The 12753-nt window shown below is 70.1% G+C and carries 12 protein-coding genes and 1 riboswitch; of the genes, 6 read left to right on the forward strand and 6 right to left on the reverse strand.

The annotated features are described in order from the left end of the window. Positions 1–89: 89 nt before the first annotated feature. The 3 genes from ACIA5C_RS31980 to ACIA5C_RS31990 are packed head-to-tail and all read left to right on the forward strand — an operon-like array spanning position 90 to position 3177. Positions 90–707, forward strand: coding sequence for a TetR/AcrR family transcriptional regulator (locus tag ACIA5C_RS31980; protein ID WP_396061483.1), 618 nt, complete (start codon positions 90–92; stop codon positions 705–707). Then, positions 704–1603: an ATP-binding cassette domain-containing protein gene (locus tag ACIA5C_RS31985; protein WP_396061486.1), complete on the forward strand. Its 900-nt coding sequence runs from the start codon at positions 704–706 to the stop codon at positions 1601–1603. The genes ACIA5C_RS31980 and ACIA5C_RS31985 overlap by 4 nt, the downstream gene beginning before the upstream one ends. Next, positions 1600–3177 (forward strand): ABC transporter permease, encoded by a 1578-nt coding sequence (locus tag ACIA5C_RS31990; RefSeq protein WP_396061489.1) that lies wholly within the window; start codon positions 1600–1602, stop codon positions 3175–3177. Before ACIA5C_RS31985 ends, ACIA5C_RS31990 begins: the two co-directional genes overlap by 4 nt. 7 nt (positions 3178–3184) lie before the next feature. Here the strand turns inward: ACIA5C_RS31990 and ACIA5C_RS31995 are convergent, their stop codons facing one another. From ACIA5C_RS31995 to ahcY, 4 genes are read right to left on the reverse strand one after another with little or no spacing between them, the layout of a single operon-like run. Beyond that, positions 3185–3766 carry a hypothetical protein gene (locus tag ACIA5C_RS31995; protein ID WP_396061492.1) on the reverse strand — a complete coding sequence of 194 codons (582 nt, stop codon included), beginning with the start codon at positions 3764–3766 and terminating at the stop codon, positions 3185–3187. A gap of 14 nt (positions 3767–3780) precedes the next feature. Further along, the gene (locus ACIA5C_RS32000; protein WP_396061495.1) at positions 3781–4053 is read right to left on the reverse strand and encodes a hypothetical protein; all 273 of its coding nucleotides are present in this window, start codon (positions 4051–4053) and stop codon (positions 3781–3783) included. A 45-nt stretch (positions 4054–4098) separates the two neighbouring features. Next, positions 4099–5715, reverse strand: a complete 1617-nt coding sequence (locus ACIA5C_RS32005) for a Na+/H+ antiporter (RefSeq protein WP_396061497.1) — start codon at positions 5713–5715, stop codon at positions 4099–4101. A gap of 60 nt (positions 5716–5775) precedes the next feature. Further along, positions 5776–7248 carry an adenosylhomocysteinase gene (gene ahcY / locus ACIA5C_RS32010; RefSeq protein WP_396061499.1) on the reverse strand — a complete coding sequence of 491 codons (1473 nt, stop codon included), beginning with the start codon at positions 7246–7248 and terminating at the stop codon, positions 5776–5778. A 17-nt stretch (positions 7249–7265) separates the two neighbouring features. Beyond that, positions 7266–7346: riboswitch (S-adenosyl-L-homocysteine riboswitch) on the reverse strand. 90 nt (positions 7347–7436) lie between these two features. On the opposite strand from ahcY, the gene ACIA5C_RS32015 reads away from it, so the two are divergent. Both ACIA5C_RS32015 and ACIA5C_RS32020 read left to right on the forward strand, forming a co-directional pair. Further along, a complete protein-coding gene (locus ACIA5C_RS32015; RefSeq protein ID WP_396061502.1) occupies positions 7437–8105 on the forward strand; it encodes a response regulator transcription factor in 669 nt (222 codons plus the stop codon). Then, on the forward strand, positions 8102–9091 hold the full coding sequence (locus tag ACIA5C_RS32020) for a HAMP domain-containing protein (RefSeq protein ID WP_396061505.1): 990 nt from the start codon (positions 8102–8104) through the stop codon (positions 9089–9091). The genes ACIA5C_RS32015 and ACIA5C_RS32020 overlap by 4 nt, the downstream gene beginning before the upstream one ends. 10 nt (positions 9092–9101) lie before the next feature. On the opposite strand, the gene ACIA5C_RS32025 is transcribed toward ACIA5C_RS32020, so the two are convergent. Then, on the reverse strand, positions 9102–9992 hold the full coding sequence (locus ACIA5C_RS32025; protein WP_396061507.1) for an ABC transporter substrate-binding protein: 891 nt from the start codon (positions 9990–9992) through the stop codon (positions 9102–9104). Then, the gene (locus ACIA5C_RS32030) at positions 9989–11950 is read right to left on the reverse strand and encodes a putative bifunctional diguanylate cyclase/phosphodiesterase (protein ID WP_396061510.1); all 1962 of its coding nucleotides are present in this window, start codon (positions 11948–11950) and stop codon (positions 9989–9991) included. Before ACIA5C_RS32030 ends, ACIA5C_RS32025 begins: the two co-directional genes overlap by 4 nt. A gap of 203 nt (positions 11951–12153) precedes the next feature. On the opposite strand from ACIA5C_RS32030, the gene ACIA5C_RS32035 reads away from it, so the two are divergent. Beyond that, the gene (locus ACIA5C_RS32035; protein ID WP_396061513.1) at positions 12154–12672 is read left to right on the forward strand and encodes a fructosamine kinase family protein; all 519 of its coding nucleotides are present in this window, start codon (positions 12154–12156) and stop codon (positions 12670–12672) included. Positions 12673–12753 lie beyond the last annotated feature (81 nt).

Consider the following 12753-nt stretch of genomic DNA (forward strand, 5'->3'; position numbering starts at 1 on the left):
GCTCGCAATATTGATACTCATCCATGGCCTAGGCAAGCGCTTACCGGAATTGGTACGTCGACTACACAAGTGTGTAGTACGCTACACGCGTGAGTAGTCAGAGCGACCTGACCGCACGAGCCCGCATCCGAGAAGCGGCAATCGCCCTGTTCGCGGAGAAAGGCATGGCGGCCACCACGATTCGCGACATCGCGCAGGCGGCCGGCGTCTCGTCCGGTCTGCTGCGGCACCACTTCGGCTCGAAGGAGGGGCTGCGCGACGCCTGCGACGAATACGCGCTCAACCAGATCACGGCCCTCGGCATCCAGTTCACCGAGACCAACCTGCTCGGCCGGATCACGCCCGAGATCATGCGCCTCCAGCAGTACGCCATCCGATCGGTGATGGACGGCTCGCCGAGCGCGCTGGCGATGTTCGACAAGGCCCTCGCCTACGGCGAGCACTGGCTGGAGAGGTCCGATCTGGAGGTCGCCGATCCCCAGGCCTACCTGGCCGTCATCTCGGTCATGAAGATGTCGATGTTCGTCATGCGAGACCTGCTGTCACACGCGCTGGGCGAGAGCGTCGACGAGCCGGCCGGATGGGCGCGGGTGATCTCCGCGTCGATCGAGATCTTCTCCCAGCCACTGGTCCCGCCGGACCTGGCCGAGCAGGCCCGCAAAGCACTGGCCGAATTCACCGCTTCACAACAGAAGGAGCAGCCATGACCGAGGCCATCGACGTCGAGGGACTGATCAAGCGGTTCGGCAAGGTCACCGCCCTGGACGGGCTCGACCTTCAGGTCCGTGCCGGCGAGGTGCACGGCTTCCTCGGCCCGAACGGCGCCGGCAAGACCACCACCATCCGCGTCCTGCTCGGCCTGATGCGGGCCGACGGCGGCCGGGTGAGCCTGCTCGGCGGCGACCCGTGGTCCGACGCGACGAAGCTGCACCGCCGCCTGGCGTACGTACCGGGTGACGTGACGCTGTGGCCGAGCCTCACCGGCGGAGAGGTGATCGACCTGCTCGGGCGGCTGCGCGGCGGGCTCGACCCGAAGCGGCGCGCCGAGCTGCTCGAACGGTTCCAGCTCGACCCGCGTAAGAAGGGCCGCACCTATTCCAAGGGCAACCGGCAGAAGGTCGTGCTGGTCGCCGCCCTGGCATCGGATGTCGAACTGCTCATCCTCGACGAGCCGACCAGCGGTCTCGACCCGCTGATGGAAGAGGTCTTCCGCGAGGTCATCCTTCAGGAGAAGGCGCGCGGCGACCGTACGGTCCTGCTCTCCAGCCACATCCTCAGCGAGGTCGAGGCACTCTGCGACCGGCTGACGATCATCCGCGACGGTCGTAGGGTCGAAACCGGCACCCTGGCCGAACTTCGCCATCTCACCCGGACCACCATCCAGGCCGAACTTTCCGGGCCGCCGGACGGCCTGTCCAAACTCGCCGGCATCCACGGGCTGCGCACCGACAACGGTCGCGTGGTCTTCGACGTCGACTCGGAGTCACTCGAACCGGCGCTGCAGACCCTCGTCAAGGTCGGGGTCCGGAGCCTGGTCAGCCAGCCGCCGTCCCTCGAGGAGCTGTTCCTGCGGCAGTACCAGTCGTCGGGAGAGCGGAAATGACCGGCACCGGCAAGCTGCTGCGCCTCATCCTGCGCCGCGACCGGATCCTGCCGCCGCTCTGGTCCGTGATCATCGGCCTTGTCCCGGCCAGCTATATCAAGACGTTCAACGCCATCTTCACGACCGACGCCGAGCGCCTGGCCTACGCGAGGACCAGCCAGAACAACGCCGGCTTCATCGCACTCTACGGCCCGCTGCACGGCGACAGCCTGCCCGTGATGGTGGCCTGGCGGTCCGGCTTCATCCCCATCATGGTCGGACTGTTCGCGCTGCTCACCGTCGTGCGGCATACCCGCACCGACGAGGAGGCCGGGCGCACCGAACTGATCGGTGCCACCGTGGTCGGCCGGTCGGCCCAGCTCGCGGCGGCCCTGATCGCCACGACGGGTGCCAGCCTGGTCTGCGGCCTGGTGCTGGTGGCGGCGATGACCGGCAACGGCTTCGACGCGGCCGGGTCGTTCGCCTTCGGCGCCGAGTTCACACTGGCCGGGTGGGCCTTCGCCGGGGTCGCGGCGATCGCGGTCCAGCTCGCCGGAAGTGCCCGCGCGGCTCGCGCGATCGGGATCGTCGTGCTCGGCGTCGCGTACGTGCTGCGGGTCGGCGGCGACATCTCCGCGCTCGGCGACAAGAAGCTGTCGTGGCTGTCCTGGCTGTCGCCGATCGGCTGGCTGACCCACGTCTTCCCGTACGAGCAGAACGCCGCCCGGCCGATGCTGCTCACCGTCCTGTTCAGCCTCGTCACCGTGGCCGGTGGTGTGCTCCTGCTGAGCCGCCGCGACCTGGGCGCGGGCCTGATCGCCCCGCGTCTCGGCCGGCCGTTCGCCTCGGCCGGCCTGCGGACCCCGCTCGCCCTGGCCTGGCGCCTGCACCGCGGCCTGCTGATCGGCTGGACGTTCGGCTTCGCGGTGCTCGGCCTCGTCTTCGGCGGCGTCGGCAGCAGCGTCGACGACCTGGCCGACGGCAACCAGGCGGTGACCGATCTGTTCGCCCGCCTGGGCGGCCGGAGCGGGCTGATCGCCAGCTACTTCGCCAGCATTGCCGGCATCGTCGGGCTGATCGCCGCCTGCTACGCCATCCAGGCCACCCTCCGGCTGCGCGACGAGGAACAGACCGGCCACGCCGAGGTGGTGCTCAGCACCGGTGTGAGCCGCAACGCCCTGCTCGGCAGCCACCTGGTCTTCTCGCTGCTCGGCCCGGCGGTCGCGCTGCTGGCCGAGGGCCTGGTCGCCGGCGTCACCTACGGCCAGGGCGAGGTCGGCGGCATCATCGCCGGCACGCTGCTGCAGCTGCCCGCGGTCTGGGTGCTGGCCGCCGTGGCGGTGCTGGTCTTCGGGATGCTGCCGCGGTGGTCGCTGGTGGCCTGGGGCGCCCCTGCCGTCTGCCTGCTGATTCTGCTGGTCGGCGAGACGCTCCAGCTCAACCACTACCTGCTCGACATCAGCCCGTTCACCCATATCCCGCACCTGCCCGGCGGCCGCGTCCCGGCCACCCCGCTGGTGACGTTGACCGCCGTGGCCGTGGTGCTGGCGGCCCTGGGCGCGGCCGGCCTGCGCCGCCGCAACATCCCGGACTGATCGGTACCTACTTCGATTGCTTGCGGACTGCCTTCAGAGACGTGCGGGCGGTCTTGGCAGCGTCGCGGACCGACTTGACCTGGGCCCGGATGGCGTCGCCGTCCGGGCCTGGCTTGATGGCCAGCAGGGTGTCGACCTTGCCGTCCAGGCCGGACTTGATCGGGGTGGCCTTGGTGCCCAGCTTGCCGGCGATCACCTGCTCGGTGTCGATGGCGGCGGTCAGGCGGACCTTCGGGCCGGTCAGGATGAAGACGCGGAAGTCGTCGATCATCGCCTTCGCGTCGGTCTTGACCGCGGCCGACGTGGTCTCGGTGCCGACCTTGCCCTTCAGGGTGGTGAGGTCGGTGGTCTGCTCGTTGATCAGCGACGTGAGGGTGGCCCGGTGGCCGGACTGCACCTGCTTGGCGTCGGAGAGGGCGACCGAGAACTTCTTGAGGGCGGCCAGCCGCAGGTCGATCCGGGTGGTGACGGCCTTCTTGGCCACATCCAGCGGCTTGGTGGCCGGAGCGGCGGAGGCCGGGCCGGCCAGGCCGAGAGCGGCGCCGAGGACTGCGGTGGCGACAACGGAGGTGTGCACGATGCGGTTCATGGGTGTCTTCCTTCTCAGTCCTGGTCGGCGGGGGGCTGGTCGTCGCTGCTGAGCTGCTTGTCGACGTCGCTCATCAAGGAGCCGACGTCGGCGCTCGATGCGTCAGACTCATTCGATTTGCTCGACTGATCCGATTTGTCAGCGGAAGCAGAGGCGGCGGGGCTCTGCGTGGCCGCGGGCCGGTCGCCGCCGGCCGAAGACGCTGCCTGCTGGCGGTCGCAGCCGCCGAGCAGCAGGGCCCCACCGACGAGCGCGAGGGCGAGAACTCGTTTCATGCTGACGATCATGAAGATCGTCGATCAGGAAACGGCCCGGGATTTGTAAGGGTTGCGTCAGGCCCGCGCCTGCCGGTCGGGCAGCAGCAGTTCCTCGTGGTCGAGTTCGCGCTCGAGTGTCCGCAGCCCCTCGTCGGTCAGGTTGCCCGCGTCCCGCCAGCGCAGCAGTTCCTCCCGCTGGGCCTCGATGACCTGCTTGCGCACCATCAGCGACGCTTCGTACTTCGGTGAGGTCGGCATCTCGTCCGACTCCGCCTTCTCGAGCAGATCGAGCCGCCGGCGGTAGCGCTCGAGGCGCACCTCCAGCTGCTTGCGCATGTTGTCGATCGCCAGGTCCTCGACGTTGTCGTGCCGCTCCAGCTTGATCTCGTCGAGCCGGTCGAGGGCCGCCTGCACCGACGCCGACCGGGCCTCGTTGCGCTCCCGGGCCAGATCGGTGTGGTTGGCCCGCAACCCCAGCCGCCGCACCAGCGGGCCGAACGTCAGGCCCTGTCCGATCAGCGTGACCAGCACGACTACGAACGTGCAGAACCGCAGCAGGTCGAGAGCGGGCACATTGCCGGGAATGATGAAGATCGCGGCCAGGCTGATCACGCCGCGGGTGCCGGCCCAGCTGAGCGCGGTCACCTCCGTGGCGTTCAACCGGTTGTCGGGGGAGGCGGAGGCACCCAGCCGGGTGTGCAGCGAGCGGGGCAGCGACTGCGTGAGCACCAGCCAGAGCGGGCGCAGCAGGAGGGTCACGCCGACCGAGACCGCCAGCGCCGCCGCGATCGTGCCCGCGCTGTAGTCGGCCAGGCCCTTCACCACCTCGGGCAGTTGCTGGCCGATCAGCAGGAAGACGACGCCCTCGAGCACGAAGTCGACCAGTCGCCACACCGCGCCGGTCTGCAGGCGGCTGGCGCCCGAGCCGTACCGCGGGGCGTCGTGCCCGGTGATCAGGCCGGCCACCACCACGGCCAGGACGCCGGAGACGTGGACGGACTCCCCGAGCAGATAGGCCGCGAACGGCGTGACCAGCGAAATGACGTTGGCGCTGAGCGGGTCGTGGCGGAAGTGGCGCAACGCACGTACGGCATAGGCGACCACGACCCCGGCGACCAGGCCACCGATGGCGGCGAGGAAGAACTTGCCCACCGCGTGCGAGAACGAGAAGCCGTCGCCGGTCGCGGCGGCCGCCGCCACGGTCAGGATGGTCAGCGCCGTCGCGTCGTTGAGCAGGCCCTCGCCTTGGATCAGCGTGATCAGGTTGCCGGGCAGGCCGGCCCGGCGGCCGACGGCCAGCGCGGCGACCGGGTCGGGCGGGGCGATCGCGGCGCCCAGCGCCACCCCGGCGGCCAGCGTCGCGCCGCCCACGAACAGGTCGAAACCGACCCCGACCAGCAAGGCGGTGGCGAGCACGAGCAGCACCGACAGGCTGATGACCGTACGCAGGTTGCGCCGGATGTCGATCAGCGAGGAATCGAGCGCGGCGTTGTAGAGCAGGGGCGGGATGACGAACGTCAGGACGACTTCGGCGTTGATCGGGACGTTCGTGCCCGGAAGATAGGCGTACGCGATGCCGACGATGGTCAGCAGCGCCGCCGAGGGCAGCCCGGTCCTGTTCGCCAGCCAGCGCACGGCCACGATCACGGCCGCCGCGCAGAGCGCGAACAGCAGGACTCCCTGGACGGTCATGGGGTCCATCTTTGCGTAGCCGACCGCGCACGGGGCGCGGCCGGCGACGAGAAATGGACCTCAGTAACGGTAGTGGTCCGGCTTGAACGGGCCGTCCACGTCGACGCCGAGATATTCGGCCTGCTTCTTGGTGAGCGTGGTCAGGCGTACGCCGAGAGCGTCGAGGTGCAGCCGCGCCACCTTCTCGTCGAGGTGCTTCGGCAGCACGTAAACCTGCTTCTCGTACTCGCCCGGCTTGGTCCACAGCTCGATCTGGGCCATCACCTGGTTGGTGAACGAGTTGGACATCACGAAGCTCGGATGCCCGGTGGCGTTGCCCAGGTTCATCAGGCGGCCCTCGGACAGCACGATCACCGAGTGACCGTCCGGGAAGCGCCACTCGTGCACCTGCGGCTTGATCTCGACCTTCTCGATGCCCGGCACCTTCTCCAGGCCCGCCATGTCGATCTCGTCGTCGAAGTGACCGACGTTGCCGACGATCGCGTTGTGCTTCATCGCGGTCAGGTGCTCGACCCGGATGATGTCGGTGCCGCCGGTCGTGGTGACGAAGATGTCGGCCTCGCCGACCACGTCCTCGAGCCGCACGACCTGCATGCCGTCCATCGCCGCCTGCAGCGCGCAGATCGGGTCGACCTCGGTGACGACGACGCGGGCACCCTGGCCGCGCAGCGTCTCCGCCGAGCCCTTGCCGACGTCGCCGTAGCCGCAGACCACGGCCAGCTTGCCGCCGAGCATCACGTCGGTCGCGCGGTTGAGGCCGTCGACCAGCGAGTGGCGGATGCCGTACTTGTTGTCGAACTTGCTCTTGGTGACCGCGTCGTTGACGTTGATCGCCGGGAAGAGCAGGGTGCCCTCCTTGGCGAGCTTGTAGAGGCGGGCCACGCCGGTGGTGGTCTCCTCGGTCACGCCCCGGATCTCGGCCGCGATCCTGGTGAAGCGGTCGGACGACTCCCCGAGCGACGCGCGCAGCGTCTCGAGGATGATCGTGTATTCGTGGCTGTCGCCCTCGGCCGCCTGCGGGACTGCACCGGCCGCCTCGAACTCGACGCCCTTGTGCACCAGCAGGGTGGCGTCACCGCCGTCGTCGAGGATCATGTTGGGGCCCTGGCCGTCACCGAAGTCGAACAGGCGCATCGTGCACCACCAGTACTCCTCCAGCGACTCGCCCTTCCAGGCGAAGACCGGGGTGCCCTGGGGAGCGTCGGCGGTGCCCGAACCGACGACGACCGCGGCGGCCGCCTCGTCCTGGGTCGAGAAGATGTTGCAGGAGACCCAGCGCACGTCGGCGCCGAGCTCGACCAGCGTCTCGATCAGGACGGCGGTCTGCACGGTCATGTGCAGCGAGCCGGCGATGCGCGCACCGCGCAGCGGCTTGGACTCGCCGAACTCCTTACGCAGCGACATCAGGCCCGGCATCTCGTGCTCGGCCAGACGCAGCTGGTGCCGGCCCGCCTCGGCCAGGGACAGATCGGCCACCGCAAACTCGAGGCCGTTGATCGTCTGATGCCGATCTGAATGAGCATTGTCGCTCATGAAGAGGGCTCCTCCCTCGTCAGGAGGCGCCCTTGGTGTCAGAAACCCGGGCCGAGCGTGGCGGATTTTTTACGTCCGTCGCAGCGCCTCTCGGCTGGGGCCGTTACCCAGTTTAACCCGAAAGGCCGAGCCGTCGCAGGCTGGGATTCCGAGTCGACCGGTGCGATTCGGCTGGCAAGGTGAGGTCCGTGCCAGATGTGCTTGTCGTGGACGACGATCGGGCCGCCCGCGAGTCACTGGGGCGTGCCCTGGTGAAGGAGGGCTTCGAGGTGCGTACGGCGGCCGACGGGCTGAGCGCCCTCGACGAGATCAGTGCCGAACCTCCGGCCACCGTGGTGCTCGACGTGAGCCTTCCCGGGATGACCACGATCGAGGTGGTGCGGGACATCCGGGCTCAGCGGCGTACGCTCCCGGTCTGCGTGCTGGCCGGCCGCGACGACGCGGCCGACCGGCTGGCCGCGCTGGCGGCCGGCGCCGACGACTGCCTGGTCAAGCCGTTCGCGGCGACCGAGCTCGCGGCGCGCCTGCAGGCGATGGGCCGGCTCGGCACCGACGATCAGCGGCCGCTGCACCTCGGCGACCTGACGATCGAACCGGCCCGCCGGGTCGCCACCCGGCGCGGGCGTGACCTCGATCTCACGACCCGGGAGCTGGAGGTGCTGGCGGTGCTGGCCCGGCACGCCAGCCGGGCGGTCACCCGACCGCAGTTGCTGGCACAGGTGTGGGGATACACGTGGGAGGTGGACGGTGACGTCGTCGACGTCTTCGTCGGTGGTCTGCGGCGCAAGCTCGAGGCGGCCGGCGAGCCGAGGGTCCTCAGCCGCGTTTCCGGCGACCGGTTCGTCGTGACCGCATGAAGGCCCGCACCCAGCTCACCGTCGCCGCCACCGCCGTCGTGGCGTTGCTGGTCGCCCTCACCGGCCAGTTCATCGTCTGGCGCACCGATCAACGCGACCGGGCCGACGTCGATCGCGCGCTCACCGCCCGAGCCACGCAGATCCGGACCGATGCCACGAAGTCCGGCCGGCTGCCGTCGGACGGCGTCTATTCGGTACGCCTGATGGCCGGCACCGAGGTGCGCGCCCAGAGCGGCTCGACCACCCAGTTCTCGGTCCCGGTGAAGGACGGTTTCTCGACGGTCGCGGCGGCCGACGGCCGCACCTACCGCTCGTGGGCCGAGACCCTGAAGACCGGCATCCAGCTGCAGGTGCTCACCGACTATTCGGACGTGCAGGGCCGCCACAGCCAGGCGGTCCGGCTGGTCGACCTGTCGGTGCTGGCCGCGATACTGCTCGGCGGCCTGGCCGGCTGGTTCGCCGTCGGGGTCGTGCTGCGCCCGCTGCGCCGCCTCGAGGAGGGCGCCCGCGAGCTGCGCCCGGACGACCTGAGCGGCCGGCTGCCGACCATCAAGGAACCGCGTGAGGTGGCCGAGATCGCCGCCTCGGTCAACGCGCTGCTCGACCGCATGCAGGCCACCGCCGAGTCGCAGGCGACCCGCAAGCCGCAGGCGGCAACCGGTGCTTCCGGACCGCCGGATCTGCCGGAGCCGACGACCTGGACCATCACGCCGCCCCCGGCCGAGCCGGACCGGTTCCCACCGCGGCCGGCACCCGCCCCGGCCCGGCCGGCCGTCGACGTCCCGGCCGCGCCGGCCGTCGCGACGGCGCCCGACGACGAGACGGTGCCCGACGACGAGGGCTTGCGGGCCGCCCTCGGCAAGCTCGGCGACGACCTCGACACCCTGCTCGACAACCCGGAGCTGACGACCACCCAGCGCCACCTGATCCTGGCCAGCATCCAGAACGAATACCGCCGCATCGTGCTGCTCACCCAGGCCGGTTAGCCCCGGTCGATCAGGTTCCGGCGTTGACGGACGACGCCGGGAGACCACCGCCGATGAGGTTCCAGCGCTGGAGCAGCTCGTTGTAGGCCCCCGAGTGGATCAGCCGGTCGAGGGCCTGCCGCATCGCGTCCCGCAGCTGGGGGTTGCTCTTCGGCAGCGCGATGCCGAACAGCCCCGGTTCATATTGCACGGTGGAGGCCAGCTGGTAGTACGCCCGGGTCTTCACGTCACCGGCCATGTACGCGGCCGGCGGGTAGTCGTTGAGGACCGCCATCGCCTTGCCCGAACGCAGCGCCAGCCAGGCATCGACGTTGCTCCGGAACTTCTTGACGACCATTTTGTCGCCGCCGCAGCCGCGCTGCGAACGCCGCAGCAGGTCGTCCTGGACCGTGCCGGTCTCGACCGCCACGACCTGACCGCAGAGGTCGTCGAGGTCGGTGATCCCGCGCGGGTTGCCACGCTGCACCAGGATCGACGTGCCGGCCTGGAAATAGTCGAGGAAGTCGGCCTTCTTCTCCCGTTCCGGGGTGTCGTTCATCGACGAGAGCACACCGTCGTAGGCGCCCTTGGAGATGTTGTCGAGGGACGTGTCGAAGTCACCCGGAACCATGACGACCTTGATGCCGAGCACCGAGCCGAGCGCGCTCGCCAGGTCGGGCTCGAAGCCGATGATCGTCTGGCCGTCGGCCGCCAGCTGCTCCATCGGGGCATAGCTGGGGGCGGTGAGCAGCCGGATCTCGCCCCGGCTGCGCACCGGGGCCGGCAGCTTGGCGTGCAGGGCCGCGTCGTAGCGGACCCCGTCCGACGACGCCGACGCGTCCTTGGTCGAGTTCGCCGCACTCGCACAGCCGCCAGCGGCGAGAGCGAGCGCCACGACCGCGATGCCGAACAGACGCTTCATCGAATGACCCCTTCCGCGACGTGGATTTCCCTCCAGGCCACGGGCCTGGAGTAGACGTAGCCCTGCGCTTTGTCGCAGTCGACCGAAGCCAGCCAGTCGGCCACCTCGGTGGTTTCCACACCCTCGGCGGTGACCTTGCTGCCCAGACCGTGCGCCAGCTCGATGACCGAGCGCACGATGGCCCGGCTCTGCGGATCGGTCAGCAGGTCGGAGACGAACGCGCGGTCGATCTTGATCTCGGCGATCGGCAGGCCCCGCAACTGCGACAGGCTGGTGTAGCCCATGCCGAAGTCGTCGACCGAGATGCCGATGCCACGGGCGGCCAGGTCGCGTACGGCCTGCGCCGCGGTCTCCGCGTCGCCGGCCAACGCCGTCTCGGTGACCTCGAGCAGCATGAGCTCGGGCGGCAGGCCGTGTTCGGCGAGGATGCCGGCCACGAGATCGGCGAAGCCCGGCGTCTCCAGGTTGCGGGCCGAGATGTTGACCGACACCACCCACGGGCGGCCCTCGGCGAGCCACCGGGCCTGGTCCTCGGCCGCCCGGCGCAGCACCCAGGCGGTCAGCGGCTCGATCACGCCGGACAGCTCGGCGGCGGGCAGGAACTCGGACGGCGGCAACAGGCCGCGTTCCGGATGCTGCCAGCGGACCAGCGCCTCGACGCCGTTGATCGCACCGTCGGCGAGGTCGACCTTGGGCTGGTAAAGCAGGAACAGCTCGTCACGCTGCAGTGCGTGCCTCAACTCGGCCTGCACGACCAGCCACTGGGTCGGGGTGGCGACGCCGCCGCCGTCGTAGAGCACGACGTCGGTCGCGCCGCGCTTGCTCTGATACATCGCGGCGTCCGCCCGCTGCAGCAGTTCCTCGACGTCCGAGCCGTGCTCGGGGTAGAGCGCGACGCCGAAGCTCGCCTCGACGTTGAGCGGTACGCCCTCGATGACCGCTTCCCGGGTCAGCTCCTCGCGAAGCCGGTTCATCCGGGGCAGGACGTCGGCCGCCTGCAGGCCGGGCATGATCAGCGCGAACTCGTCGCCGCCGAGCCGGGCCAGGGTGTCGCCGGAGCGCAGACCAGGCTGCAGCCGGCGGGCGACCACCTGCAGCAACTCGTCGCCGGCGTGGTGGCCGAGGGTGTCGTTGACCTCCTTGAACCGGTTGAGGTCGACCAGCACCACCGCGCCGCCGCCGCCGTCGCGCCGGGCGGTCGCCAGCGCGTACGCAGCCCGGTTGCGGAACTCCTCCCGGTTGGGCAGGCCGGTCAGCCCGTCGTGCAGCGCCTCGTACTCCTGCTGGGCGGCGTAGCGGCGCAGCGACCGGGTGGTCGACCAGGCAATCAGGCCGAGCAGGAGATAGATGCCGCCGAGCACGCCGCCGAGCCGCCAATAGGTCTGAACGATCTCACGGTGCAGGCGGCCCGCGATCGCCTGGTACGGCAGGTACAGCTCGAGCACCCCGACCGCCTCGCCGGTCGCGCTCGCGACCACCGGCTGCAGCGCCCGGATCGCCCGGCCGCCCGGCGCATCGGGGTCCTTGACGACATCGACCGCGGTGTCGCCCGTCGCGGCGGCCCGGAAGTCCGGATCGGCGGTCGAGACGCCACCGGCCGTCGAGCCGTCGTCGGAGTACACCACCTGGCCGGCGAAGGTGCGCATGCGCATCCGCACCACCGAGCCGTGGAACAGCGCGAGGTCGGTCGCCTCCTGCAGATGCCGGCGCTGGTCGGTGGTCAGGCCCTCGTCGAGCCGGTCGGCGTTGCCGAGCGCCGGGCTGACCGCCATCTCGGCGATCACGGCGGCCTGCGAGCGGCCCTGGTCGATGCCCTGCCGGGCCGCGTCCTGCTGGACGCCCCGGATCAGCACGGCACCCAGCACGGCGATCGGCACCAGGCCGGCGACGGCGTACGTCGCGAACAGGGAGGCGCTGGATCGCGCTCCCTGCCGCTTCTGCCGCCGTCGTCGCCACACGCCGGTCTTATCGGTGAGTGACGCGCGACATAAAGGAATCCGGCCACCGGAATGAAACCCTCGACATCCGGCCCGCAACCCGGGTTCAGAGTGGTCTTCTGAGGCGTTTGTAGTGAGCACCCTGCCCGCACCGACCGGAGGAGACCAGTGCCGATGCCCCCGACAGCATTTCTGGTGGAGCGGTTGTCGCGGGCGGGCTTCGGATGGCACCGCGACAACTGGTTGGGTCGCCGCCGCAGATCAATACGTGGGCCGACGACGGCTTCGCCTTCTTCGCCGAGCGCCGGCTGCTCCGCTGGCTCTCCGAGCCCCGCGTCGAGGCAGCGCTCGAACCCGCCGGCCGGGCCGCGCTCGAACGACTGTGTGATCGACTCCCCGAGCTGCGGCCGGACCGGCCGGCCGGCCTGACCCATGGCGACCTGTGGGCCCAGAACGTGCTGGCCACCGCGGGCGGGCGAGCGGCGCTGATCGACCCGGCGGTGTCGTACATGTGGGCCGAGGTCGACCTGGCCCATCTCTGGATCACGGCGCCACCGCCGGAGTCGCGCCGGTTCTTCGACGTCTATGCCGAGTTGACCGGTCTCGACGACGGCTGGCCGGCCCGCATGCCGATCATCCAGCTGCGGCAACACCTGGCGGTCCTGGCCCAGTTCGACGACGACTGGGGCGCCGCCGACACGATCCGCGCCACGCCGGCGCCGTTCCGGGCGGCGCGTCAATAGCGCGTCAAAAAACCAGCTCGCCTCGTAGCAGTCGTATCAACACCCCTGTCCGGGCCCGCTCGGCCGCGCTTTCGTTGCCTC

The sequence above is a fragment of the Actinoplanes sp. NPDC051343 genome, assembly GCF_044455125.1.
Taxonomy (GTDB): domain Bacteria; phylum Actinomycetota; class Actinomycetes; order Mycobacteriales; family Micromonosporaceae; genus Actinoplanes.

Excerpts from the sequence above, each read along its gene's own strand:
- ACIA5C_RS31985 (WP_396061486.1), top strand. The coding sequence starts at position 704 with ATGACCGAGGCCATCGACGTCGAGGGACTGATCAAGCGGTTCGGCAAG.
- ahcY (WP_396061499.1), bottom strand. The coding sequence starts at position 7,248 with ATGAGCGACAATGCTCATTCAGATCGGCATCAGACGATCAACGGCCTC.
- ACIA5C_RS32000 (WP_396061495.1), bottom strand. The coding sequence starts at position 4,053 with ATGATCGTCAGCATGAAACGAGTTCTCGCCCTCGCGCTCGTCGGTGGG.
- ACIA5C_RS31990 (WP_396061489.1), top strand. The coding sequence starts at position 1,600 with ATGACCGGCACCGGCAAGCTGCTGCGCCTCATCCTGCGCCGCGACCGG.
- ACIA5C_RS32005 (WP_396061497.1), bottom strand. The coding sequence starts at position 5,715 with ATGACCGTCCAGGGAGTCCTGCTGTTCGCGCTCTGCGCGGCGGCCGTG.
- ACIA5C_RS31995 (WP_396061492.1), bottom strand. The coding sequence starts at position 3,766 with ATGAACCGCATCGTGCACACCTCCGTTGTCGCCACCGCAGTCCTCGGC.
- ACIA5C_RS32025 (WP_396061507.1), bottom strand. The coding sequence starts at position 9,992 with ATGAAGCGTCTGTTCGGCATCGCGGTCGTGGCGCTCGCTCTCGCCGCT.
- ACIA5C_RS32035 (WP_396061513.1), top strand. The coding sequence starts at position 12,154 with ATGGCACCGCGACAACTGGTTGGGTCGCCGCCGCAGATCAATACGTGG.
- ACIA5C_RS32020 (WP_396061505.1), top strand. The coding sequence starts at position 8,102 with ATGAAGGCCCGCACCCAGCTCACCGTCGCCGCCACCGCCGTCGTGGCG.